Here is a 24,624-nt window from a genome sequence, read left to right as displayed (position 1 = left end):
CTCGAGCGTTAGTCAAATATGCCTTTTGGAATGCGCCACTGCGGCGCCAAGTCATGCCTGATTTACCCCTTCACCTCTGGTATTCGATCACCAACCTCGGCGGCGCCGGCCTCACACTCCCGCTCGCGCTGGCCATCGCACTGTGGCTCGCGACGGGCTATTCCTGGCGCATGGCGGCGAGCTGGCTGTTGCTCCTTGGTGCGGCAATTGGTCTCGTCACACTCACGAAGATCGCGTTCCTGGGCTGGGGTGTCGGCGTGCGTTCGTACGATTTCACGGGCCTGAGCGGCCACGCCATGCTGTCCACGGCGGTTTATCCGGTGGCGTTTTTCCTGATGCTGCAGGGCGTGCGGCCCGTGCTGCGCATCACGGGCGTTGTCGTCGGGCTCGTCATTGGCATCGCGGTCGGACTCTCGCGCGTCGTGCTCGACGCGCATTCGCCGTCGGAAGCGGTCACCGGCTGCATCGTCGGCGCGCTAACCGCGCTCGTGTTCGTGCGCTACTGGTGGGAGGCGCAATCGGGCCGGCTCTCCGCGGCCGTGGTCACGATAAGCCTCGCGGCACTCACCTTCGGATTGCACGACGTGCGCCTGCCCACTCATCGCTGGGTCACGAATCTCGCGCTCACCGTCTCGGGGCACGATCAACCCTATATTCGGGCCAAGTGGAAGGCCAATCGGCCGATACACAAGCCCGGCACGCTCAACGCGCCGGTCTCGCAGACCCGCAACACGCTTGCGCAGCCTCCCCAGCGGCACGCCTGAGACAAGCCGCGGCCCAGGCCGGCACCGTGCCTGAGTGCGCCGGCCGCCCCGCTCAGCCACCCACCCCAAGCAGCACGCTCGACGCCTTGAACACCGCCGTCGCGCTCGCGCCCGTTTCGAGGCCGAGCGCGTCGACGCTCGCGTCCGTCACGACCGCGGCAATCACCGTTCCGCCCGGCAATTCGAGCGTCACCTCCGCGTTGACCTCGCCGCGGCGCACGCCGCTCACCACGCCGCTCAAGCGGTTACGCGCCGAAAGCCGCGCGGCGTGGTCCGCCGAAAGCGCTCCGCCGCCCACCAGCACGACCGACGACGCCTTGACGAGCGCCACCACCGCCCCCCCAACGGCGAGACCCAACGCCTCGGCGCTCTCGCGCGTCACGACTGCGACGAGCTGCTGACCGCCCGGCAGCGCGATCGACACTTCGTCGTTCACGGCGCCGCACACGAGCGCCACGATCGTGCCGTAGAGCTGATTGCGCGCGCTGGTGCGCAGCGCGAAGCGGCCGAGCACGGCGAGATCCCTGCCGAGACTGCCTGCGGCGCCCGCGTCGGCGTCCGGCTCTGCCGCCCCGCCGAGCGCGCGCACCGCTGCGGCGGCGCGCTCGAGAAAGTGCCGATGCTCGCGCTCGATCGCACCGAACGTGGCGATCAGGCGTTGCGCGCGCGGCGTGAGCGTGGTCCCGCCGCCGCCCTTGCCGCCTGTCGCGCGCACGACGAGCGTCTCGCCGGCGAGATTGTTCATCGCGTCGATGGCATCCCAGGCGCCCTTGTAGCTCATGCCGACCGCCTTCGCGGCGCCGGTGATCGAACCGGTTTCGCGGATCGCCGCAAGCAGCGCGATGCGAGCCGCGCCACCGAGCATCTGCGGGCCGGCCTGAAACCAGACCGAACCGCCTACACCCAGCTCGGGCGATGCCGCGCGCGGCGGCTCGCCGGCTTCGGCGCCAGCGCTTTCGCCGCCGGCAGCCGGCCCGCCTGGGGAGGAAGTCGAAGAGGAGGAAGTCGTCATCGCGCGGGGCTGTCGTCGTAGGCAAGCGTTGGCGTCGATTATAGAGACGGGGCGCGCGAGATTGGCCCCGCGCTCGCGCGCACGCCCGGGTCAGGCGCCGCGCTTGACCTTCGGCTGGCGCAATTCGCGCAGGAGCCGCTCGCCCTCTTTCGCCGTGTAGCGCTTCATGGCTTCGCACCACCCTCGCGCGAAGCCAAGCTGATATGGCTCCGCATCCATGCGCTCGAGATAGCGCAAGGCGACCGCGGCGTCGTTGCCGTCGCCCAGCACGCCTTGCAGGCGCGCGAGCGAGCGCGTCGTGTCGGCGCGTGTGCGGCGCGTCGTGATCGGTGCGAAAAACTCGAGCGTATAGCGCAGATACTTCGCGCTGATACGCACGCGATGGCGGCCTGCGTCGTCGATGGCCGTGAGCTTTTGGGCCTGCGCGAGTTGCTCGTAATAGCGGCGCACGCGCTTCTTCGCGTGCCGGTGCAGCGAGCGTGCGTTTGCGCCGTCGGCGCGCACGCAACGCGCAAGGGCCGCCAGCCACTGCAGCCACGCCAGCGCGGCATGCGCGTAGCGCGGCGACGCCAACGCCTCGCGCAACCGTGCGCGCGCCACGAGCCGCTGCGCCTGCGCCTCATCGAGCACGGCGCGCCAGCGCGCGGGCTCGACGTCAGCCGCGGCGAGCGCGGGCAATGTGCCTTCGACGAACACGTCGCGATCGCGCGCGTCGCCGAGCAGCCCCCCCAGCCAGCTGAGCTCGGGTTTGACGCGCGCATCCCAGGTCTCATCCTGCCAATGCGAAAAAATCCGCATCACGGTGCGCAGACGCCGCTGTGCCACACGCATCTGGTGAATGAATTCGATGTCCGCAGAATCGCGCACGCCCCAGTCATTGCCGAGCCAGTGCGCGCTGATGTTGGCGCCGATCGCGACCAGCGCGGCCTCGGCGGTGCATGCGCCGCCCAGATCGACCGGCTCCGCCCGCAGCGCGCACGCGTCGCCGGCGAGGCTGCCGGCCGCCGCGCGCTCGAGCGCATCGCCCAGGCGCACGAACGCGGGCAGCGCGTCGGCCAGCTCGTGCGCGCAGGCGAACAGCGCATCGACGAGCGGCGCATCGTCCTCGCCTTCGGCCCACGGCACGCTCACGCGCAACTCGTGCAGGCTCGCGCCTTCGTCCTGCGGGGCACGCAGGTCGGCATCGAGCACGAGGTCCACGCTGAGGCCGTCGCGCTCCCAGCGCCAGCGGCTACGCACCGCCGACAGCGTCGCCGACGGTTCGAGCGGCCCGCATGACGCCAGCGCCTCGCGAAACACCTCGGGCGCGGCATCGAAGAGTGCGGTTTCAAGGCCGTCCGCTTCGAGATGCGCCTCGAAAATCGGCTCGACGACGACGATGCCCGGCGTCCATGCGCGCCGGCTGGAAACGACGACGCAATGCGCCGTGCCGCGCGTTTGAACGCCGATCCGCCAGCCGGCTCTGGCAAGTACGCCAGCACTATCGAAGACGGTGATCGTGACGGGGTCGGCCGAATCGGCCTGGGGTTCGAGCTGCGGCAAAGCGGCGCATATGGCCACGGCGAATTCGGATGGAATCTGCTCGGACGTGACGGCAGCCTCGGACGAAGCCTGTGGCGTGGCACTCACGACATCCAGCACGATTTCCAGTACGCGGTTCATGGACGCTCCGAGGGTCGTTGGGGCGGCAGAAAGCGGTGAAAATGGCAAATATGAACGGGTGAGATTAATCTGACAACGACGCTGTTGTCGCACCTGATGGTACACGCGCAACCGCAGCGGTGCTCTCGGTAGCGGCCCCACCCCGTTTGCGCGGAATGACGACGATCAAGACCTCAGCCTGACGAAAGTGGAAAAATACTTGCACATCGACCTGATGTGTTGCACTTCTGTAAGGAGTATTGAGTGTTCCCAGAATACAGAGACCTGATCTCGCGGCTCAAAACCCATGATGAGCATTTCGCGCGGCTTTTCCATCGTCACAACGAGATGGATCAACAGATCAAAAACATGGAAGCGGGCATCGTCCCCGCGAACGGCATGGCCATCGAACAGCTCAAGAAGGAAAAGCTGCAGCTCAAGGATTCGCTCTACCAGATCCTGCGCAAGGCCGAAAGCGTGTAAGCACCAGCGCTTATACCGAAACATGCCGCATCGTGCGGGCCGCGCGATGCGGCGCTGGTCCGCATCGCCCTGGCCATGATCCCGGTGCCGCCCGCGTCGCTGGCTCCCCTCGCTCCCCACTGCCGCAGGCCGCCCGGTTCAACCGGGGTCCGGCCGTTGTCGTAGCGCAACCTGTCGTAGCGCAAACAATTCCTACCCCAAAGATGGCCACTCACCCTGCCTCCCCTAAACCCGCCCCCGGCGCTCAAAGCGCGCTTCAAGACCCGCCTCGCCACAGCGACGCGCCCGCGCACCGGACCGAGCTCACGCCGCATAGCGCCGAGCTGCACGCCGTCGACGCCGCCATCGAAGCGGCCAGCGAGGTCATTGCCGGCGCGATGCACGATCTCGTCGGCGCCAATGGTGCAGCGCACGGCGAATCGTCCGACTCGTTGCTCGAATCCATCGCCGCGCTCATGCGTGGCTTGTCCCCAGACGAGGCCGCGCAACTGCGCAGCGTGATCCTGGAAGGCAACCCCGCGGACTGGCGCAAAACGCGAGCGCGCCATCCTGACGAAGAGCTTGCCGCGGGTTGGCGCGACGGCGCCTACCCCTACCGCAACCTGATGTCGCGGCGCGCCTACGAGCGGCAGAAATATCGCCTGCAGGTCGAATTGCTGAAGCTTCAGGCGTGGGTACGCGAGACCGGGCAGCGCGTGGTCATCGTCTTCGAGGGGCGCGACGCGGCGGGCAAAGGCGGCACGATCAAGCGCTTCATGGAGCATCTGAATCCGCGCGGCGCGCGTGTTGTGGCGCTCGAAAAGCCCACCGAGGTCGAGCGCGGCCAATGGTACTTTCAGCGCTACGTTCAGCATCTGCCTTCGGCGGGCGAGATCGTGCTGTTCGACCGCTCCTGGTACAACCGTGCGGGCGTCGAGCGCGTCATGGGCTTTTGCTCGGCCGAGGAATACACGGACTTCATGCAGCAGGTGCCGGAATTCGAACATCAGTTGATCCGCAGCGGCATTCACCTCGTCAAGTTCTGGTTCTCGGTGAGCCGCGCGGAGCAGCGGCGCCGCTTCAAGGAGCGCAGCGTGCATCCGCTCAAGCAGTGGAAGCTCAGCCCCGTGGATCTCGCCTCGCTCGACAAATGGGACGAATACACGCTGGCCAAAGAGGCGATGTTCTCCCAGACCGATACGGCCGACGCCCCCTGGACCGTGGTGCGCTCGGATTGCAAGAAGCGCGCGCGGCTGAACGCCATGCGCCACATCCTGCACAAGCTGCCTTACACGAGCCGCGATGTCACGGCGATCGGGTCCGTCGACCCGCTGCTGGTGAGCCGCGCGCTTTAAGCGCCGGGGAACCGGCCAGACCTGCACGCCTGCGACGTCCCGCGCCGCAATCCGCTTGCGGCGCGGGTACGGCGCGTTCGGCGGTGCGCGGCAAGATCAAGTGGCGTACTGCGCGATCCCATTGCCGAACGACCAGTTCTCGCGCGCGACATCCACGAGGTTGACGAATACATCCTCGCGCCGCACGCCGGGATCGCGCGCAAGGTTTTCGGCGATCTGGGCGAACAGCGCTTTCTTCTGATCCTGCCCGCGCGTATTGCTCACGGCGATCTGAATCATCACGAGATCGTCGCTGCGCTCGATGCCAAGGTAGTGGCGGCCAAAGACGAAATTGTCGGCATCGTGCTCGGTGACGATCATGAACTGGTCGTCTTCCGGCGCCTTGAAGACTTCCATGAGTGCAAGATGCACGCCCTGCGTGAGCGCCTTTCTATAGGCTGCGGGCTTGCCTGCGCGGACGGCAATACGGGTGAATGGCATGTCGGGCTCCTTCAGCGTTGCATGGGGTGACAAGTGAACGACCACGACAACAGCTTAGGCGCGCGCTATCATAATAAACAGATATTGCTCGATATTTCATTTATTTTCACTCGAAATGAAACCCCTCGATCTCGATGCCGTGCGCGCGTTCGTGCTGGTCGCGGAACTGCATAGTTTCACGCGCGCCGCCGACGCGCTCGATACCACGCAATCTGCCGTCAGCCTCAAGCTGAAGCGCCTCGAAGCCCATCTTGGCCGGCAGTTGCTCGAACGCACGCCGCGCGTCGTGCGGCTCTCGCCGGACGGGCGCGCGTTTCTTGGCGCCGCGCGCGAGTTGCTGGGAGCGCATGAGCGCGCACTCGGCACGCTGACGGGCGAGGCGCGGCGGCTCGCGCTCGGATTGAGCGAGTACGTAGCCGATGCACAACTCGCCCGCCAGCTCGCGCTCTTGCGCGCTCACGATCCGGGACTCGTGATCGCACTGCATCTTGGGCTTTCGGCACAGTTGCTCGCGCAATTCGACGAGCGGCGGCTCGACGCCGTCATCGTCCGTCAAGAAGCCGATGAGGCGCCGCGCGGCGACGCACGGCTGCTCTTCGACGAGCCGCTGGTCTGGCTCGCCGCGCCCGATTGGCAGTGGGAGCCGGGTACCTCGCTGCCGCTCGCGTTGCTCGAGGGGCCTTGCGCGGTGCGCGCGGCGGCGATCGCTGCGCTCGACGTGGCGGGCATCGCGTGGCAGGAGGTGTTCGTGGGCGGCGGCGTGGCCGCGGTTGGCGCGGCGCTGGAGGCGGGGCTCGCGGTGTCGGCGCTGGCGCGGCGCGTCGCACCGAGAGCGCTCGTCGATGTTGGGGCGAAGCACGGCCTGCCGCCTTTGCCGGTCTCGCGGGTGACGCTGCATTCGCGCGTGCACGAGCCGCGCTCAGCGGCGACGCTGCAATTGCTTGCGTCGAGTCTCGGCACGACCTGAGGGCAAAACTGCGTGAGTGGGTGGCCGTGCAGCCGGGGAGCCGCCGGTCTCCGGGCAACGCAGCCGTGCGTTAGGCGCGGGCATGCCGATACGCCGCACGGCCCAGCCCGGGTCGGAATGGATCAGCCCAGCATCGGCGGAAGTTGGCGCGGCTGCGGGATTGCGCGCTGTGCCTGCGCCGCAGGCGCCTGGACCACGAGCTTGTGATGCGGCGCCGGGTGGAGCGCTGTGGGCCTGGCCGGCGCGTGTTTCGGTACGGCCGGCTTAGGTGCGACCGGTCCAAGTGCGGCTGTCTTAGGTGCGGCCGGCTTGGGTGCGGCTGGTCTAGCGGCGGCCATCTTGGTTACGAGCGGCTTAGGTGCGGCCTGTCTGGGTGCGGATGGCTTAGCTGCAACCGGTCTAGAGGCGGCCATCTTAGTTACGAGCGGCTTAGGTGCGGCCTGCCTGTGCACGGCTGGCTTGGGTGCAGCCGACGTGTGTGCGGCTGGCTTCGGTACAGCCTGCGTGTGTGCCGCTGACTCTAAAGAGTGTGTGTGGGCGCTCGCCTGACGTGAGGTCCGCGGTGCATCGTGTGCCGCCGGCCGGCTCGCGGCATTGGCTCGTTGCTGGGCGTGAGCTTGCATGTGCCCGGCTTTCACAGGCTTCGCGGATTTCGCGGATCGTGAAGGTCGTGCTGCATGTGTCGCAGGCGCGTCAGACTTCGCGTGCTTCACGCCATGCTGCGCCTCGGTTCTGGCGGCCTTACCTTCTTTGCCACCATTGCGCGCGCTCGCCTGGGCGTTCCCGTCACGGGCGCTATGGGCACTATGCGCGTCATGCGCCCCACCTCCCCGCGTAGCGGCGCCGCCTCCCGCTCCATGCACCGCCGCCCCGCCATGGCCTTCATATCCGCCACGCTGCGCCGCGGCCGCCGGCGCGACCGCCCATGCCATCGTCGTCGACATCCACCATGCTGCGACCATCACCGCTACTGCCCGCACGCCGCTCCTCCCTCGAATAGCTGTTCTTGTCCCGATTCGATCGGCCGGCGATTATACCCAACCAAAATTTGCAAAAATCCATATATGGACTAGCATCATAAAAAAGTTCATATAAAGACCAGACCATGCCCCATGCGCCCACCTCCCCGTCCGCCGCGCCAGCGCGGCGTCCCGGCGCCGAGCCCTCAACCGCCGAGATGTCGGCGGCCGGCCTGCGCGCCTTTTTCAACATCGCACGCGACTGGGATCTCTCCGTGGAAGAGCAGATCGTCCTGCTCGGCTCACCCGGCCGTTCGACGTTCTTCAAGTGGAAGCAGGCACCCCAATCCGCGCGGCTAGGCCGTGACACACTCGAGCGCCTTTCGCTGCTGCTCGGCATCTACAAGTCCTTGCAGATCCTCCTGCCGCCCCCCGCCGCCGCCGATGCCTGGGTCAAGCGCCCCAACAGCGCGCCACCGTTCGGCGGCCGGAGCGCGCTCGACCGCATGCTCGCAGGCAATATCAGCGACCTCGTGGCGGTGCGTCAGTACCTCGACGCGATGCGGGGCGGCTGGGCGTGAAAAAGCACACGACACGAGACACGGCACAAGTGCCGGCCCCGGGCGCCACGCCCGCCACCGGCCCGTCGGACACATCCTGGGAGGCACACTGGCGCAGCGCGCCACTCGACTGGTCGCCCGCGTTCCGCGTGACCCCCACGCGCTTTCCCGCCGTGAATCTGTTCGACCGGGTGGCCACGCCTGAGGACTTCGAGGCGCTCTATGCACTCGAAGCGCTGACCAACGACCGCCTGCGCACGGAGACCGGCGACCTCGATCTCGTGCCGCGCGAGGAGCGCCGCTTCGGCCCCGGCTACGGCCCGATCATGGCCGCTTTCACGCATCTGAACCCGCAGGGCAGCCGGTTTTCCGACGGCACCTTTGGCGTGTTCTACTGCGCGCGCACGCGCGAAACGGCCATCGCCGAGACGCGCTACCACGCGGGCCGCTTTCTCGCCGCGACGCGCGAGCCGCCGCTGCGGCAGCAGATGCGGCTCTATACGGTGATCGCGCAAGGCACGGTCGCCGATCTGCGCGGCCCCGCGGCCGCGCATGCAGCCGCTCAAGGGCCCACTGATCTGGCCGATCCGGCCGTGCTCGCGCCGGACGACTACACCGCGGGTCAGGCGTTGGGGCGCGCGCTGCGGGCGGCAGGCGCGCCCGGCATCGTTTATCCATCGGTGCGCGATGCGGGCGGCGAATGCCTCGCCGCGTTGCGCACGACGCTGCTGCACGCCTGCCATCACGCCGCCTACCTCGAATACAACTGGAACGGCGAAGCCATCGACATGGTGTTCGAATTGACCGCCGCGTACGGCCAGGAGGGCATTTAAGGCGGGCCAGGGCGAGGACCGGGGCCAACGCCAACGCAGGGGCAGGTGTTGGAGACGCACGCAACGAGCCATACGCGCGAAAGAGCCGGGGATGCGCGCAGTTATCGCCCTGGACGTTCGCAGGTAGCGCGCAGTCAGAGTCCAGGCAGTCGCGGTAACGCGCGGCAGAAATGCAGGAAGCGCGTTTAAGGCAGCGTCATCTCGGCCGCGCCCATCGCGCGCGCCGCCTGCACGGAGATCGACCACTGCCGGGACGTGAGCGCCTCGACCATCGTCAGGCGTCCTTCAGGAATGAACGCGCCGGTATCGATGAACGTCTGCGAGCCTATCTGGCGCAGCTCGCGCACGGGAGTGTGCCCGCAGTAGGTGGGCGAAAGCGCGTAATGCGGCAGCCTGGCCGCGTTGAAGGCCAGCTCGCGCCCCCACATCATGCGTTCGCGCACTTCGGCATCGAACCGGCCGGCGTCGAGATCGGCATCGTCGCCGAAGAATTCCGCGTGCAGCACGTTAAAGCGCGTCTCGCCCTCGCCCACCACGCGCACGAGCGGCAGCTCCCGCAGCCGCTTTGCATACGTGGCCAGCGCGTGGTCGGACAGCCCCTGCGCCCAGCCCCCGCCAATGGCATACCAGCGATGCCGCGCGAGACGCCCTTCCGCGACCGCGCACAGCGAGTCTTCGTGATTGCCGAGCACGGCGTAAAACCAGGGCTTGTCGAGCAGCGCGAGCGCCTCCTCGCACTGGTCGCCGCGGTCGACGAGATCGCCCACCGAAAACAGCCGGTCGTGCGCGGCGTCGAATCCCACTTTGTGAAGCAGATAGCGCAAGGCGTCCACGCAGCCGTGCAGGTCGCCGATCACGAAATCGCGACCGGCCGCATTGGCCGCGTGATGCTGGACGTCAGGAGCGAGAGTTAGCGTCATCGTTTCATCATAGCGCTGGCCGCAGCGCCACGTATGCGCGCCAAACATCTTTTCGCGCAGCTTGCAGCCAGCTCGAGCGAAGCCTCCCGCGGCAGCGCCCGCGCGCCGGGACACGCGCTCAGGGGCGCGCCGTCTCCGGGCGCGCCGCCCATTGCACCGCAAATCGCACCACACAACGCGACGCCCGGGCTGACCCGGCCACACCCGGGCGCGGCAGCGCGCTATTGCGCCTGCGCGCGCAACGCCGCAACCTGGTCCGGCGTGATGCTCGCCTGCGGATCGCCGAACTGCTTCGTCACGTAGTTCGCGATGGCCGCCACCTGGTCGTTGCTGAGCGCATCGCCAAATGCAGGCATCAGCACGTCGGCGTCTTTGGTCTGGCGCTTCACGCCGTGCAGGATCGTCATCGTCAGGTTGTCCGGGCTCGCCGCGCCCGCCACGCTGTTGTGAATCAGAGACGGATACGCGCCTGGCGCACTCGCGCCCACGCCCGCACCGGTCCAGTTATGGCAGCTCGCGCAGTTCGCCACGAATAGCTGCGCGCCATTCACGCTCGTGATCACGGTGCCGCGCAGCGCGGTGATATCGTCGTTGGCGGGCTGGCCGTACGAATCGCGCGAGCGCGTCACGCCGCCCGCAACCGGCGGTTGCCCGCGCAAATAGGCGGTGATCGAGCGCTGGTCCTCGGCGTTCAGGTATTGCGTGGAGTTCTGCACGACCTCGGCCATCGGCCCGGCGGCGTTCGCGTGGCCGGGGGCCACGCCGGTGGCGAGGTAGCTCATGAGCGCGTCGTCGCTCCAGCCGCCGATCCCGCCCGCGCGGTCCGGCGTGATGTTGTAGGCCTGCCAGCCCGCCTGCGTCGCACCCGAGAAGCGGCCGCTCGACTTCAGGCCCTGCATGAAGTTGCGCGGCGTGTGGCATTCCTCGCAATGCGCGAGCCCTTCGACCAGATAGGCGCCGCGGTTGTACTCGGCGCTCTTTTGCGGATCGGGCACGAAGCGCCCTTCGTCGAAATTGAAGAGGTTCCAGAAAATCATCAGCCAGCGCTGATTGAACGGGAACCGCAGCTCGTTGGCGGGCGGCTTGTAGTGGATCGGCGCGACCGTGTTCAGGTACGCGCGGATCGCGAGCACATCCTGCTCCGTCACGCGCGTGAACTCCACGTACGGAAACGCCGGGTAGAGCCGCTCGCCGCTCTTGCCCACGCCCTCGTGCATCGCGCGCATGAAGTCGGACTCGGTCCACTGGCCGATGCCGGTGTCGGGATCGGGCGTGATGTTGGGCGTGTAGATCTTGCCGAATGGCGTGTTGATCGCGAGGCCGCCCGCGAACGGCCGGCTCTTGTCGGCCGTGTGGCACGCGGCGCAATCGCCCATGCGCGCGAGGTATTCGCCGCGCTTGACGATCTCCGGCTGGGCGGTGGCGTCGCCGGGCGCGGCCGGGCCTTCGCCGTGCGCGGCGGGCAGCGGGACTTCGTCGACGGGGCGCATCTCGCCGTCGTGCGCGGCGTGCCACGCCACGTAGAGCGCGAACGTGCAGAACAGCAGCGTGGCGAGCGTGGTGCGTGCGCGATGCGTGCGGTGGGTGCGATGCGCGGGGGACGGTCTTGTGTTCATCGGTTGTCTCCGGCTCATTGCGTCAAAGCTCGCGACGCAGCTTGTCGGCCAGCTTGAGCGCCAGCGCGGCAATGGTCAGCGTGCAGTTCACGGAGGCAGCCGTCGGCATCACCGCGCTGCTGGCGACGAACAGGTTCGAATGGTCGTGCGTGCGGCAGTCGGCATCGACGACCGAATCGGCCGGGTTCGCGCCCATGATCGTCGTGCCCATGATGTGGTTGTTGGGCGCGAAGGTATCGTCGAAGGCGACCTCCGTGCCCCCGAAGAGCGCCGCGATCTGTGCATAGAGCTCGTGTGTGTTGGCGGCGCTCTTCTTCACGTAGTCGTTGATCGAGTAGTAGATCTCGGGCTGCGGGATGCCGAGCGCGTCCTTGTGCTCGCCCGATGGCAGCACGCGGTTCTGCGGCTCCGGCAGATGCTCGTGGAAGCTGTTGATGTTGAGCGTGCGCGAGGCGCGGTCGCGGATCTCGCGGTCGAGCTCGGCGCCCGTCACGCCGTTCTTGATGAGCGCGGCGGTCACGGCCATCGTACCCACGCCGTTCGAGAGATGCAGCTTCTTCGCGGCGTAGTCGGAGCGGAATGCGCCGTCGCGGAAATTCACCACCGAGGTCATCTCCATCGGCCCGCGCCCCGGCCACAGCGGCTCGTTGGCGAGGAACGTGACGCCCGTGCCCGGGTGATCCATGAGATTGCGGCCCACCTGGTCCGAGCTGTTGCCGATGCCATGCGGGAAATGATCGCTCGTCGACATCAGCATGAGTTTCGGTGTTTCGATGCCGTTGGCGGCCAGCACGAAGAGCTTGCCCGTCACGCGCGTGCTGTTGCCATGCGGGTCCTTGTAATGCACCGCGGTGATAAGGCCTTTGTTGTCGGCCTCGATACGGTACACCACCGCCTCGGGCACGAGCTGGGCGCCGGCGCGCTCGGCCTTGTCGGCGTGCACGACGCCGTTGTACATCGCGGCGATCGGGCAAATGGGCATGCAGTTGTTGTTGCCGCAGCAAGTCGGGCGCGCATCGTAGGGGCGGCTGTTGCGCGCGACGGGCTCGGGCACCACGTGAAAGCCGTTGGCATTGAGCACGTCGCTAAAGCGCTGATCCATGTACGAGAGCGGCAGCATGCTCATCGGATAGGGCTTCGAGCGCGGCGAGCCCAGGTCGTGCTGCGCAGGATCCGGTCCCGAGACACCGAGCTCGGCTTCGGCGGCCAGGTACCACGGCTCGAGCGTCTCGTACGGATACGGCCAGTCACGGCCCACGCCGTACTGCGTCTTCAGGCGAAAGTCGGCGGGCAAAAGGCGCCAGGCCGCCGCCGCCCAGTGCCACGTGGTGCCACCCACGAGGCGCAGGTATTGCGAGTTGTACGGATAGTCGCCCTTCTGCACGAGGTAGTCGTTGGGCGGCGAGTATTCGGGATGCGGCGCGAACGGCGCGGAAGGATACGGCGTCGCGAAGTCGCCCTTGGCCGGCGAATTGCGGAAGTTCTCGACGATCTGCCAGCGCGCAAGACGCGGTCCCGCTTCGAGCAGGATCACCGATGCGCCGGCCTGGGCCATCTGGTACGCCACCAGACTGCCCGCCACGCCGGAGCCGACTACCACTACGTCGGCAGATTGCTTGATCGCCATTGTCGTCCCTCGTTGTTCTGGCTTGCTTGCGTAGTGTGAGGACCGGGCGCGGCCTGCCGGAATCCGCTCCCGCCGCGCGCCGCGGTTGCGGCGGCGCACGACGGCGGCGGTGCGAGAGGCGGCACGCGCAAGGTCTCGCGGGAGCGTTCGCGCGCCGCTGTCGGCCGGCCGGTGGACGCGTGCACGAGGTTCGCACGCGGCCCCGGCCAGCCCGCGTCACGCGCGAGCCGCCCCGCCAACTGCTCTAGTTCCTGGCCGCGGGCATCGCAGCCACCGTCGTGGCCGGCATGTCCGCAGGTTTCTTTGTCCAGTAGAACGGCACGTCGCGGCAATACGACGGAATCGTCAGCACGTCGCTGACCGGATCGAACATCAGCGCTTTCTCGTAGGCCAGCACCTGCACGTTCGGCATCTCGCCCACGAGCCCGAGGTACCACGCGCGCATGATGTCGCCGACGCTCGAGGCAAGCTCCGGCTGATCGGCCTTGAGCGCGGCCGTGACAGTGTCCGAAGGCACGCCGCCGTGCGCTTTGAGCCATGCGTTGAGCGCGCCCACGTTCTGCTCGAACTGGCTGCTTGCGCGCGCGAGCGCGGCGTAGATGCGCTGGCCGAGCACGGCGTCGAAGTGCGTGCGACCAGTCAGGTGCTGGGACAGTGCGATAAAGGCGGCGTAGCCGCTTTCCGCGGCTGCGGCGCTGGCGGCGGGGTCTGCGGCCGGGTTGGCGGCAAGCGCATCGGCAATGCCGAAAGCGGATTGTGCGCCGCGCCTGCCGGCCAGCGCGAAGGCGAGCGTCGCGGCAGTGGCGCAAGCGAGCGTCACGAAACGGCGGCGGCCCGCGTGCTCGACAGGGCCGTCGGGCTCGCTGGTGCCCGGCTGCGCTTCCGTACGAGCGGCGCGGCGAGCGGCCTGATCGTGCGATAAGCGGGCGCGCCCGAGGCGGTCATGGGGCGAATGAGCGGTCCCGTCCTGCTGCGTCACATCGGTCATGGAGACTCCTGACGAAGGGTCTATCCCGCGCGAGCGGGACTACACACTTGCCGCCGTGACCGGCGACGATGCATACGGGAAAAGTTTGCAATCTTGCTCAAACATGCACGTGTCAAATCCCTTTCCGTATGAAAGGTGCGGATGACACGTCGCGCAAGCAATATAGCGTCTCCTGACCCGATTCGACAAACCGTAAGCGCCGATGCCCGAAATAACGCCACATCGACGAGCCCGTTAAAATCGTTGCAACATTGCGCCCCCAAACTTTCAATCGATGCGATGAACGTCCTCCCGCAAGTCCTGCGCAACCGCCCGCACATGACCGTCGCCATTGTGGTGGGCGCGCTGTGCGGCGCACTCGCGCCGGGCGCGCTGCGGTCCGTGGCGCGCGTGCTGGCCGGATGGGACGCCGCGATCTGGACCTACCTCGTGCTGATGTGGATACACATGGCGCGCACGAGCGAGGAGCGCGTGCGCCACAACGCGCAGCGCGAGGACCAGAGCGCGGGCACGGTGCTCGTTCTGATCTGCACGGCAACGGTGTTGAGCATCGTCGCCATCGTGCTGGAGCTCGGCACGACCAAGGATCTCAGCACGGCGTCGAAAGTCCTGCATGCGGCGCTCACCGGCCTCACGCTGATCGGCGCGTGGTTCCTCATTCCCACCATCTTTACGCTGCACTACGCGCGCGTGTACTACGGCTCCGATCCCGCGGCGCCCGCGCTCGCCTTCCCCGACCGCAAGCTCGAGCCGAATTACTGGGACTTCCTGTACTTTTCCTTCACGATCGCGTGCGCGTCGCAAACCGCCGACGTCGGCCTGCGCGGGCGCAGCGCGCGGCGCGGCGTGCTCGCGCAATCGATTCTCTCGTTCTATTTCAACGTTGCCGTGCTTGGCCTGTGCGTGAACATCGCCGCGAGCATGGTGGGCAACTGACCCACCGAACCACTGAGCGCCTGCTGGCGCCCGGCCTCGGGCACATGCCTTGCTGACCCTCCCAGTGCCTGGACGCCACGTGTCGCCTGCGTGGCATCCGGTTTGGCTCCGGCCAGCTATTGCACTACTCTGAACAGGGCGTGTCGCGCGTATTGCTTGCGTGGCCCGCTCCGGCAGCCCACGGGCAACGTGATCGCATCCGGTGTCATATCGGCCATGCATCCACGTCGCCCGACGAATCTGGAATACGACCGATGGAAGCTCCCCACGCCTATGCGCCGCGGATCTATTTCGTTCATTCCGTTCTCGTCGGATCGCTCGACGCGTGGCCTGCGCAATTCGCGCATGCCGCGTCGCTCGGCTTCGACCATGTCCTGATCGGCGCGCTGTTCGCGCCGGGCGCCTCGGGCGACGACCGCATCGTCGCCGATCACACCCGCTTGCATCCCGCCTTCGGCACACAGGAAAGCGTGGACGACGCGTTGCGCCTGCTCGCGGCCGCCGCGCGCACGCGCGGCATCACGCTGCTCGCCGACCTCACGCTCGACCGCAGCGCCGCCGACGGCAGGCTCTACACCGGGCATCCCGAATGGTTCCATCCGTTCGAGCCCGAGGATGCGCGGCTCGACCCGCGCCACGGCCATCGCGACGCGAACGTGGCCTATGCCGACTTCGCGCGCGCGGGCGCGCCGCTTGCCGTGTGGTGGACGCAGCTCGCAAGCCGTATTGCCGATGCGGGCATCGGCGGCTTTCGCATCGACTCGCCGCATCGCGTGCCGGCCAACGTGCTGCGCGCGATCTTCGACGCGGTGCGTGCGAGCCATCCGCAAACGCGCTGGCTCGCGGCCACGCCCGGCCTCGCGCGCGAGGACCTCGCACAGCTCGAGGACGCGGGCTTCGACGCCGCCTTCACCTCGTTGCGCTGGTGGGACTTTTCGTCGAGCTGGCTCATCGATGAGCACGCCGTCATGCGGCGCGTGGGCTCGCCCATTGCGTTTCCCGAGGCGCCCTATGGCCCGCGCCTCGCCCACGACCTCGAAGGCGCCGGTGACGCGCGCGCGGTCGAGCGCGCCTATCGACGCATGCTGCGCGCGGCGACGGCGCTCGGCACGGGCTGGCTCGTGCCAATGGGCTTCGAATACGGCATGGACGAAGCGATCCATCACGGCGCGCCGGGCGGCGACCCGCACGCCGGGCACCATGGCGGCCAAGCGCCTGGCGTGCACACATGGGAAGCCGCGAAAGCGCGTGCGCCGCTCGATCTTTCCGCCGATATCGCACACGCCAACGCGTTGCAGCGCGAGACGTGGACGCTGCAGACCAACGGCGAGCTGCGCGCGCTCAACGGTCCCGGCGCGCCGGTGGCCGCCCTGCTGCGCGGCGATAGCGCCGACCTGCGCGAGTCCGGCGAAGCGCTGCTCACGCTCGTCAATCCCTCGCTCGCGGCGCCCGTGCGCGTGAACATGGCGCGCCTGCTCGACGGTGTGCCCGGCGGGTTCACGCGCTTCGCGCCGCTCGACGCGCAGACGCTGCGCGGCGCGCGCGACCCGGCCGCGCCTCACGACGCGAGCGCCGTGCCCGAGACCTTCACGCTGCCCGCGGGCGCGTGCTGGATGTTCAGCGCGCTCGCGAGTCCGGTGGTCACGCTCGCGCCGCCCGAAGACCACGCGAAGTCGCCCACGAGCGGGCACAAGAGCGTGCTCGAGGCGATTGCCGCGCCGCGCATCGCCATCGAGAGCGTGTCGCCGTCGGTCGATCATGGCCGCTTCGTCGTGAAGCGCGTGGTGGGCGAGCGCTGCGAAGTGCGCGCCGCGATCTTCGCCGAAGGCCACGACCGCATCGACGCGGCCTTCCTCTGGCGCGCCAGCGACGAGACCGCCTGGCACGAAGCGCCGATGACGCCGATGCAGCCCGCCGGCACCGACCTGTGGAGCGGCCACTTTCCACTCGAACGCGTGGGTCGCCACGAGTTCGTCGTGATCGCCTGGCGCGACGACTTCGCCTCGCTCGTCGATCATCTGCAGAAAAAGCGCGCGGCGCATCAGCCGGTCGACCTCGAGCTCGAAGAAGCGAGCCGCCTGCTCGCGCTCGTGCTCGCCACGGCGGAAACGTCGGACGCCGACGAGCACGAGAGCCAGTCCGGCGAGCATGCGCGCACACGCGACGCGCTCGATGCGCTCGTGAGGCGCTTCGTGGGCGCCGACACCGACACGCGCTGCGCGCTGCTGGCCGCGCCCGCAACGGCCGCCGCCGTGCGCGCCGCGCGCCATCGCCCGTTTCTCGCGCGCGACACCCAGGTGCAGCGCGTGGACGCCGAGCGCAGCGCCGCGCGCTTCGCGAGCTGGTACGAGATCTTCCCGCGCTCGATGAGCGACGACGAATCGCGCCACGGCACCTTCGACGACGTGATCGCCAAGATGCCGCGCATCCGCGACATGGGCTTCGACGTGCTGTACTTCCCGCCCATTCATCCGATCGGGCTCGCCAACCGCAAGGGCCGCAACAACGCGCTCACCGCGCAGCCCGGCGACGTGGGCAGCCCCTATGCGATCGGCGCGGCCGAAGGCGGCCACACCGCCGTGCATCCGCAGCTCGGCACGCTCGACGATTTTCGCCGCATGGTGGCGGCCGCGCATGAAAACGGCCTCGAAATCGCACTCGATTTCGCGATCCAATGCTCGCCCGACCATCCGTGGCTCAAGGCGCATCCGGGCTGGTTCGCGTGGCGGCCCGACGGCACGCTGCGTTACGCGGAGAATCCGCCCAAGAAGTACCAGGACATCGTCAACCCCGAGTTCTACGCGCACGATTCGAAGCCGGATCTGTGGCTCGCGCTGCGCGACGCAATCCTGTTCTGGGCGGACCACGGCGTGCACATTTTCCGTGTGGACAATCCGCATACGAAACCGCTGCCGTTCTGGGAATGGATGATCGGCGACGTGCGCGCGCGGCACCCCGACGTGATCTTCCTCTCCGAGGCCTTCACGCGCCCGCGCCTGATGTACCGGCTCGCCAAGCTGGGCTTCTCGCAGTCGTACACGTACTTCACGTGGCGCGAGTCCAAGCGCGATTTCATCGACTACCTCACCGAGCTCACGCAGACCGAGGTGCGCGACTTCTATCGGCCCAACTTCTTCGTCAATACGCCCGATATCAATCCGCGCTATCTGCAAGGCGGCGCGCGTTCGAGCCACTTGATTCGCGCGGCGCTCGCCGCACTGCTCTCGGGCCTGTGGGGCGTCTACAGCGGCTTCGAACTATGTGAAGCCCGCGCATTGCCCAATAGCGAAGAATATCTGGACTCCGAAAAATATCAGCTGCGCGCATGGGACTGGGAGCGGCCCGGCAACATCGTGCCGGAGATCGCCGCGCTCAACCGCATCCGCCGCGCGAATCCCGCGCTGCAGACGCATCTGGGCATCACCTTCCTGCCCGCGCACAGCGACGCCATTCTGTGCTTCGAGAAAGCCACGCCCGCGCGCGACAACGTCGTTGTCGTCGCGATCAACCTCGACCCGTTCGCCGAGCAAGGCGCCGACTTCGAGCTTTCGTGGGCGACCTTCCAGCACTGGCACATCGACGATCACGCGCGCCTGGCCGTAGTCGACGAAATGACCGGCGAGCGCTTCGAATGGCAAAGCCGCTGGCAGCACGTGCGGCTCGATCCGCACGCGCGGCCGTTCGCGATCTGGCGCATCGCGCCCATCGACGGCCTGCCGCGCGAGGCGCCACCCGCAGAGTCGGCCGACGAGCTGCATGTCGAAGGCCACCCCGAACTGGATCAGGACTTCCCGCCCGGAGGAGCGACATGAAACGCGATCCCGCCTCCCATGAGACGCCGCCGCAGGCTGAAGCGCCCATCACGCACGACCCGACCGCGGAGGACACCGACGCCCTTGCCGAGCACGAACGGCATGGCACGCAAAGGCGCGGCAAACCCTCGCTGCTTTCCGACGATCCGCTCTGGTACAAGGATGCGGTCATCTATCAGGTGCACGTGAAGTCGTTTTACGACTCGAACAACGACGGCGTGGGCGACTTCCCGGGCCTGCTCGCGAAGCTCGACTACATCGCCGCGCTGGGCGTGACGGCGATCTGGCTGCTGCCGTTCTATCCCTCGCCGCGCCGCGATGACGGCTACGACATCGCCGATTACCGCAACGTGCACCCCGACTACGGCCAGCTCGCCGACGTGCGCCGCTTCATCCAGGAATCGCACGCCCGCGGCATCCGCGTGATCACCGAGCTCGTCATCAATCATACGTCGGACCAGCACCCCTGGTTCCAGCGCGCCCGCCGCGCGAAGCCCGGCTCCAACCACCGCAACTACTATGTGTGGTCGGACAGCGATCAGAAGTACCAGGGAACGCGCATCATCTTCATCGACACCGAGCCGTCGAACTGGACGCACGACCCCGTTGCGGGCGCGTACTACTGGCACCGCTTCTATTCGCACCAGCCCGACCTCAATTTCGACAACCCCGCCGTGCTGCGCGAAGTGCTGCACGTGATGCGCTTCTGGCTCGACATGGGCATCGACGGGCTGCGTCTGGACGCCGTGCCCTACCTCGTCGAGCGCGAAGGCACCAACAACGAGAACCTGCCCGAGACGCATGCGATCCTCAAGCAGATCCGCGCGACCATCGACGAGCATTATCCGAACCGCATGCTGCTGGCCGAAGCGAACCAGTGGCCCGAGGACGTGCAGGAATACTTCGGCCAGGAAGACGAATGCCACATGGCGTTCCACTTCCCGCTGATGCCGCGCCTCTATATGGCGATCGCGAGCGAGGACCGCTTCCCGATCATCGACATCATGAAGCAGACGCCGGATCTGCTGCCGAGCTGCCAGTGGGCGGTGTTCCTGCGCAATCACGACGAGCTGACGCTCGAGATGGTTACGGACTCCGAACGGGATTATCTGTGGAACACCTATGCGAGCGATCGGCGCGCGCGCCTGAATCTCGGCATCCGGCGGCGCCTCGCGCCGCTCATGGAGCGCGACCGCCGCCGCATCGAGCTCATCAATTCGCTGCTGCTCTCGATGCCGGGCACGCCCGTGATCTATTACGGCGACGAGCTCGGCATGGGCGACAACATCCATCTGGGCGACCGTGACGGCGTGCGCACGCCGATGCAATGGTCGTCCGACCGCAACGGCGGCTTCTCGCGCGCCGACCCCGAGCAGCTGGTGCTGCCGCCGCTGATGGGCTCGCTCTACGGCTACGACGCCATCAACGTGGAGGCGCAGACGCGCGACCCGCATTCGCTGCTCAACTGGACGCGCCGCATGCTCGCCACGCGCCGCGCGAAGCAGGCGTTCGGGCGCGGCTCGATCCGCTTTCTGCGGCCCGCCAATCGCAAGATCCTCGCGTATCTGCGCGAGATGCCGGGCGAGCCCGCGATCCTGTGCGTGGCGAATCTCTCGCGCGCGCCGCAGGCCGTCGAGCTCGATCTCTCCGAGTTCGTGGGCACGGCGCCCGTGGAAATGACCGCCGATTCGGTGTTCCCGCCCATCGGCCAGCTGCCTTATCTGCTCACCTTCCCGCCGTACGGCTTCCTGTGGTTCCTGCTGTGCCCCGGCAACGAGCGCCCCTCGTGGAGCCAGCCGACCTCCGAGCAACTACCCGAATTCGTGACGGTCGTGATCCGCGAAGCCCAGACCGGCGCCACGCCCGAGAACGTGCGCCTGCTCGAATCCGAAGTGCTGCCCTCGTGGCTCTCGCGGCGGCGCTGGTTCGCCTCGAAGGACAAGGCATTGCGCGGCGTGAAGCTCGCCGCGCTCACGACCATCCACGGCGCGGGCTTCGCGTTCACCGAGCTCGAGGCCGAGCTCGCCGACGGCACGAGCGAGCGCTACCTGCTGCCCATCGCCATCACCTGGGGCGCGGACACCACCACGCCGCTGCACATCCAGCTCGCGCTCTCGCGCGTGCGGCGCGGGCGCACGATCGGCTACCTCACCGACGCGTTCTCGCTGCCGTGGTTCGCCTACGGGATGCTGCGCAAGCTGCGCGAGCGCGCGGCCGTGCCCACGGTGCAAGGCAGCACGATCCGCTTCGAGCCCACCGGGCGCCTCGCCGAACTCGATCTCGGCGAAGAGCCCGAGGTCCGCTGGCTAGCCGCCGAGCAGAGCAACAGCTCGCTCATCGTGGCGGAAACGGTCGTGCTCAAGCTCGTGCGCCGGCTGATCGCCGGTGTGCATCCCGAGGCGGAAATGAGCCGCTACCTGACGACGCTCGGCTACGCGAACACCGCGCCGCTCTATGGCGAAGTGGTGCGCGTGGATCCGCAGGGCGTGCCGCATACGCTCGCGATCCTGCAGGGCTATATCGACAATCAGGGCAATGCGTGGGACTGGGCGCTCGATTATCTGCGCCGCACCGTCGACGAACTGGCGCTCGCCGCCGACGACGGCGACACCGGCGACCAGGCGCACGAAGAGGAAGTGATGCAGAACTACGCGTCGGTGATCGGTGTGATCGGCAAGCGACTGGGCGAGCTGCATGCCGCACTCTCCACGCCGACCGACGACCCGGCCTTCGCGCCCGAACCCGCGTCGCGCGAGGACGTCGGGCAATGGATCGCCGATACGAAGACGATGCTGGCCGAAGCGCTCGACATCGTGGCGCAGCACTCGGGCGAGAACGTTCACACGCTCGACGACGACGCGCGCGAGCTCGCTCGCAGCCTGGTCGAGCGCCGCGACCTGCTGATGGCGAAAGTCGACGAACTCGTGCCGCTCGACGCATCGACGTTGCGCATCCGCATTCACGGCGATTTCCACCTGGGTCAGGTGCTGATCTCGCAAGGCGACGCCTACCTGATCGACTTCGAGGGCGAGCCCGCAAGATCGCTCGACTATCGGCGCGCGAAGCAATGCTCGCTGCGCGACGTCGCGGGCCTGCTGCGCTCGCTCTCCTATGCGGGCGCAGCGGCGCAATCGAGCACGGAAAGTGCGCCGCAGCAGATCGCCGAGCGCAAGCACGCGCTGTTCGAACGGTTTCGCGGGCATGCCGCCGAGACCTTCCTGAGCCAGTATCGCGCGGCCGTCTCCCAAGCCCCGCTCTCGCTCGTCAGCGCCAGCCACGAGCAGGCGCTGCTCGACCTGTTCCTGATCGAGAAGGCGGCCTACGAAATCCGCTATGAGGCCGCCAACCGGCCCAGCTGGCTCGCTCTGCCGATCCGCGGGCTGGCCGCGCTCGCGAACCGCGTGCTCGGTCCCACCCCCACACAAACGCAAGCGCATGGGCATCCGCATACGGGAGGAAGCGGACATGGCTGAACGCTCCCCCGACGCCGCCCTGCATCACCACGACATCGACGCGCTCCTTCACGGGCGGCACGCCGATCCTTTCGCGGTGCTCGGGCTGCACTGGGTCGACGGTGCGCCGTACGTGCGCGCGTGGTTGCCGAACGCCACGCAGGTTCGCGTGCTCGCGCGCGACCGCGCCCATACGCTCGCCGAGCTCACGCTCGTGCATCCCGCGGGGCTCTTCGCGGGGCCGCTCGCGGAAGCCGTGCCGTACCGGCTCGAGATCGACTGGCATGGCGTCACGCAGGAAATAGAGGATCCCTACTCATTCGGACCGCAGCTTTCCGGAGACGCACTGCACCGGCTCGCCGACGGCGACCCCTACGCCGTGCTCGAATGCCTCGGCGCGCGGCCGCTCACCTGCGAGGGCGTGCCCGGCGTGCGCTTTGCGCTATGGGCGCCGAATGCGCGGCGCGTCTCGGTGGTGGGCGACTTCAATTCATGGGACGGCCGCCGCCATCCGATGCGGCTGCGCCATGAAGCCGGCGTGTGGGAGCTCTTCATTCCGCGCGTGGCCGCGGGGGCACGCTACAAGTACGAGATCCTCGGCGCACGCGGCGAGGTGCTGCCCTTGAAGGCCGATCCGTGCGCGTTCCAGACCGAAGCGCCGCCCGCCACCGCCTCGGTGGTCGCGCCCGTGGAGGCGCTCGACGACTTCGCCTGGCACGACAGCGAATGGCTGCAGTCGCGCGCGCAAAAGCAGAATGCGCGCGCGGCCATGTCGGTCTATGAAGTGCATGCGCCTTCATGGCTCCCCACGCACGGCGCGGACGCACCGGCGCCCGACTGGCAGGCGCTTGCCGAGCGCCTGATCCCCTACGCGCAAGGCATGGGCTTCACGCACCTGGAGTTGCTGCCGGTAGCCGAGCACCCGTTCGGCGGCTCGTGGGGCTATCAGCCGCTTGCGCAATTCGCGCCCACGGCGCGCCTCGGCTCCCCGCTCGATTTCGCGGCCTTCGTGGACCGCGCGCACGAGGCCGGCCTCGGCGTGATCCTCGACTGGGTGCCCGCGCACTTCCCGAACGACGCGCATGGCCTCGTCGACTTCGACGGCACCGCGCTCTACGAGCACGCGGACCCGCGCGAGGGCTATCACCCCGACTGGAACACGATGATCTACAACCTCGGGCGCCGCGAGGTGAGCGCGTTCCTGATCGCCTCGGGGCTCGCGTGGCTGCTGCGCTATCACGTCGACGGCCTGCGCGTGGACGCCGTGGCCTCGATGCTCTACCGCGACTACTCGCGCGCGCAGGGCGAGTGGGTGCCGAACGTCCACGGCGGACGCGAGAACCTCGAATCGATCGCCTTCCTCAAGCGCCTCAATCACGAAGCGCAATATGTGCCGCAGCGCCCCGGCGTGATCACCATCGCCGAGGAATCGACGGCCTGGCCCGGCGTCACCGCGCGCCCCGAGGACGGCGGCCTCGGCTTCCAGTTCAAGTGGAACATGGGCTGGATGCACGACACGCTGCACTTCATGCACGAAGACCCGATCCACCGCCGCTATCACCATCACGAGATGACCTTCGCGATGGTCTACGCGTGGTCCGAGCGCTTCGTGCTGCCGCTCTCGCACGACGAAGTCGTGCACGGCAAAGGGTCGCTGCTCGGCAAGATGCCGGGCGACCGCTGGCAGCGCTTTGCGAACCTGCGCGCATACTTCGGCTTCATGTGGGGGCATCCGGGCAAGAAGCTGCTCTTCATGGGCGGCGAGTTCGGGCAGATGGCGGAGTTCGACCACGACGGCACGCCGCACTGGGACCTGCTCGACGACCCGCTGCACCGCGGCGTGCAAACGCTGGTGCGCGACCTGAACCGGCTCTATGCGGGCGAGAGCGCGCTCTACATGCTCGACACGGAGCCGGGCGGCTTCGAATGGCTCATCTCCGACGACGCCGAAAACAGCGTGCTCGCATGGCGGCGCGTGGACGGCTCGGGCCGCGAGATCGTGGTGGTCTGCAATTTCACGCCGGTGCCGCGCCAGGGGTACCGGATCGGCATGCCGCAACCGGGCCAGTGGGAGGAAGCGCTCAACACCGACGCGGAGATCTACGGCGGCTCGAACATGGGCAACGGGGGACTCGTGTGCACGGAGCCCGTGCAAAGCCACGGCAAGCCGCAATCGGTGGCGTTCGTGCTGCCGCCGCTCGGCACACTGATACTGCGCCTGCGCCGCTGATGAAATGATC

At 67.8% G+C, this 24,624-nt stretch carries 17 protein-coding genes; 10 read left to right on the top strand and 7 right to left on the bottom strand.

The window, feature by feature from the left end; all coding sequences use genetic code 11:
* Positions 1-53 precede the first annotated feature (53 nt).
* Entirely contained in the window at positions 54-764 is a 711-nt protein-coding gene (locus tag E1956_RS15525) for a phosphatase PAP2 family protein (protein ID WP_134750725.1), read from the top strand.
* 52 nt (positions 765-816) lie between these two features.
* Here E1956_RS15525 and E1956_RS15520 read toward each other — a convergent pair whose 3' ends face one another.
* Together E1956_RS15520 and E1956_RS15515 are read right to left on the bottom strand one after the other, a co-directional pair.
* Positions 817-1,629, bottom strand: a complete 813-nt coding sequence (locus tag E1956_RS15520) for a TOBE domain-containing protein (protein ID WP_232071799.1) — start codon at positions 1,627-1,629, stop codon at positions 817-819.
* 237 nt (positions 1,630-1,866) lie between these two features.
* Entirely contained in the window at positions 1,867-3,438 is a 1,572-nt protein-coding gene (locus E1956_RS15515) for a CHAD domain-containing protein (protein WP_134750721.1), read from the bottom strand.
* Positions 3,439-3,681: 243 nt separating this feature from the next.
* Here E1956_RS15515 and E1956_RS15510 point away from each other — a divergent pair, with 243 nt between their 5' ends.
* Together E1956_RS15510 and ppk2 are read left to right on the top strand one after the other, a co-directional pair.
* Complete coding sequence (locus E1956_RS15510; RefSeq protein ID WP_134750719.1) at positions 3,682-3,900, top strand: YdcH family protein; 219 nt, start codon at positions 3,682-3,684, stop codon at positions 3,898-3,900.
* 203 nt (positions 3,901-4,103) lie between these two features.
* The gene (ppk2, locus tag E1956_RS15505) at positions 4,104-5,234 is read left to right on the top strand and encodes a polyphosphate kinase 2 (protein ID WP_134750717.1); all 1,131 of its coding nucleotides are present in this window, start codon (positions 4,104-4,106) and stop codon (positions 5,232-5,234) included.
* Positions 5,235-5,330: 96 nt separating this feature from the next.
* Here ppk2 and E1956_RS15500 read toward each other — a convergent pair whose 3' ends face one another.
* A complete protein-coding gene (locus E1956_RS15500; protein ID WP_134750715.1) occupies positions 5,331-5,714 on the bottom strand; it encodes a tautomerase family protein in 384 nt (127 codons plus the stop codon).
* Between the two features lie 115 nt (positions 5,715-5,829).
* Here E1956_RS15500 and E1956_RS15495 point away from each other — a divergent pair, with 115 nt between their 5' ends.
* The 3 genes from E1956_RS15495 (at position 5,830) to E1956_RS15485 (ending at position 9,033) form a co-directional block, all read left to right on the top strand.
* Positions 5,830-6,681 carry a LysR family transcriptional regulator gene (locus E1956_RS15495; RefSeq protein ID WP_134750713.1) on the top strand — a complete coding sequence of 284 codons (852 nt, stop codon included), beginning with the start codon at positions 5,830-5,832 and terminating at the stop codon, positions 6,679-6,681.
* A 1,105-nt stretch (positions 6,682-7,786) separates the two neighbouring features.
* Positions 7,787-8,221: an MbcA/ParS/Xre antitoxin family protein gene (locus tag E1956_RS15490; RefSeq protein WP_167760035.1), complete on the top strand. Its 435-nt coding sequence runs from the start codon at positions 7,787-7,789 to the stop codon at positions 8,219-8,221.
* 29 nt (positions 8,222-8,250) lie between these two features.
* Entirely contained in the window at positions 8,251-9,033 is a 783-nt protein-coding gene (locus E1956_RS15485; protein WP_134754452.1) for an RES family NAD+ phosphorylase, read from the top strand.
* Positions 9,034-9,218: 185 nt separating this feature from the next.
* Here the strand turns inward: E1956_RS15485 and E1956_RS15480 are convergent, their stop codons facing one another.
* The 4 genes from E1956_RS15480 to E1956_RS15465 form a co-directional block, all read right to left on the bottom strand.
* Complete coding sequence (locus tag E1956_RS15480; RefSeq protein WP_197732875.1) at positions 9,219-9,953, bottom strand: metallophosphoesterase; 735 nt, start codon at positions 9,951-9,953, stop codon at positions 9,219-9,221.
* A gap of 221 nt (positions 9,954-10,174) precedes the next feature.
* A complete protein-coding gene (locus tag E1956_RS15475; RefSeq protein ID WP_232071637.1) occupies positions 10,175-11,569 on the bottom strand; it encodes a c-type cytochrome in 1,395 nt (464 codons plus the stop codon).
* A 22-nt stretch (positions 11,570-11,591) separates the two neighbouring features.
* On the bottom strand, positions 11,592-13,196 hold the full coding sequence (locus E1956_RS15470; protein WP_134750707.1) for a GMC family oxidoreductase: 1,605 nt from the start codon (positions 13,194-13,196) through the stop codon (positions 11,592-11,594).
* Between the two features lie 244 nt (positions 13,197-13,440).
* A complete protein-coding gene (locus E1956_RS15465; RefSeq protein WP_134750705.1) occupies positions 13,441-14,184 on the bottom strand; it encodes a sugar dehydrogenase complex small subunit in 744 nt (247 codons plus the stop codon).
* A gap of 279 nt (positions 14,185-14,463) precedes the next feature.
* Here E1956_RS15465 and E1956_RS15460 point away from each other — a divergent pair, with 279 nt between their 5' ends.
* The 4 genes from E1956_RS15460 to glgB all read left to right on the top strand — a co-directional run bounded on the left by E1956_RS15460 (position 14,464) and on the right by glgB (position 24,614).
* Positions 14,464-15,120: a DUF1345 domain-containing protein gene (locus E1956_RS15460; protein ID WP_134750703.1), complete on the top strand. Its 657-nt coding sequence runs from the start codon at positions 14,464-14,466 to the stop codon at positions 15,118-15,120.
* Positions 15,121-15,374: 254 nt separating this feature from the next.
* Positions 15,375-18,932 carry an alpha-1,4-glucan--maltose-1-phosphate maltosyltransferase gene (locus tag E1956_RS15455; protein ID WP_134750701.1) on the top strand — a complete coding sequence of 1,186 codons (3,558 nt, stop codon included), beginning with the start codon at positions 15,375-15,377 and terminating at the stop codon, positions 18,930-18,932.
* Entirely contained in the window at positions 18,929-22,405 is a 3,477-nt protein-coding gene (treS, locus tag E1956_RS15450; RefSeq protein ID WP_134750699.1) for a maltose alpha-D-glucosyltransferase, read from the top strand. The genes E1956_RS15455 and treS overlap by 4 nt, the downstream gene beginning before the upstream one ends.
* Complete coding sequence (gene glgB / locus E1956_RS15445) at positions 22,398-24,614, top strand: 1,4-alpha-glucan branching protein GlgB (protein WP_134750697.1); 2,217 nt, start codon at positions 22,398-22,400, stop codon at positions 24,612-24,614. Before treS ends, glgB begins: the two co-directional genes overlap by 8 nt.
* Positions 24,615-24,624 lie beyond the last annotated feature (10 nt).

The organism is Paraburkholderia pallida, from assembly GCF_004524855.1.
Taxonomy (GTDB): domain Bacteria; phylum Pseudomonadota; class Gammaproteobacteria; order Burkholderiales; family Burkholderiaceae; genus Paraburkholderia; species Paraburkholderia oxyphila.
The sequence above is the reverse complement of the archived record's forward strand: the minus strand, read 5'-3'. Positions and strand labels throughout refer to the sequence as shown.

Bases quoted from the DNA above. Each gene is read 5' to 3' on its own strand.
- glgB (WP_134750697.1), top strand. From the start codon at position 22,398: ATGGCTGAACGCTCCCCCGACGCCGCCCTGCATCACCACGACATCGAC.
- E1956_RS15500 (WP_134750715.1), bottom strand. From the start codon at position 5,714: ATGCCATTCACCCGTATTGCCGTCCGCGCAGGCAAGCCCGCAGCCTAT.
- E1956_RS15525 (WP_134750725.1), top strand. From the start codon at position 54: ATGCCTGATTTACCCCTTCACCTCTGGTATTCGATCACCAACCTCGGC.
- E1956_RS15520 (WP_232071799.1), bottom strand. From the start codon at position 1,629: ATGCTCGGTGGCGCGGCTCGCATCGCGCTGCTTGCGGCGATCCGCGAA.
- E1956_RS15475 (WP_232071637.1), bottom strand. From the start codon at position 11,569: ATGAACACAAGACCGTCCCCCGCGCATCGCACCCACCGCACGCATCGC.
- E1956_RS15490 (WP_167760035.1), top strand. From the start codon at position 7,787: ATGCCCCATGCGCCCACCTCCCCGTCCGCCGCGCCAGCGCGGCGTCCC.
- treS (WP_134750699.1), top strand. From the start codon at position 18,929: ATGAAACGCGATCCCGCCTCCCATGAGACGCCGCCGCAGGCTGAAGCG.
- E1956_RS15455 (WP_134750701.1), top strand. From the start codon at position 15,375: ATGGAAGCTCCCCACGCCTATGCGCCGCGGATCTATTTCGTTCATTCC.
- E1956_RS15515 (WP_134750721.1), bottom strand. From the start codon at position 3,438: ATGAACCGCGTACTGGAAATCGTGCTGGATGTCGTGAGTGCCACGCCA.
- E1956_RS15460 (WP_134750703.1), top strand. From the start codon at position 14,464: ATGAACGTCCTCCCGCAAGTCCTGCGCAACCGCCCGCACATGACCGTC.
- E1956_RS15465 (WP_134750705.1), bottom strand. From the start codon at position 14,184: ATGACCGATGTGACGCAGCAGGACGGGACCGCTCATTCGCCCCATGAC.
- E1956_RS15495 (WP_134750713.1), top strand. From the start codon at position 5,830: ATGAAACCCCTCGATCTCGATGCCGTGCGCGCGTTCGTGCTGGTCGCG.
- E1956_RS15480 (WP_197732875.1), bottom strand. From the start codon at position 9,953: ATGACGCTAACTCTCGCTCCTGACGTCCAGCATCACGCGGCCAATGCG.
- E1956_RS15470 (WP_134750707.1), bottom strand. From the start codon at position 13,196: ATGGCGATCAAGCAATCTGCCGACGTAGTGGTAGTCGGCTCCGGCGTG.
- ppk2 (WP_134750717.1), top strand. From the start codon at position 4,104: ATGGCCACTCACCCTGCCTCCCCTAAACCCGCCCCCGGCGCTCAAAGC.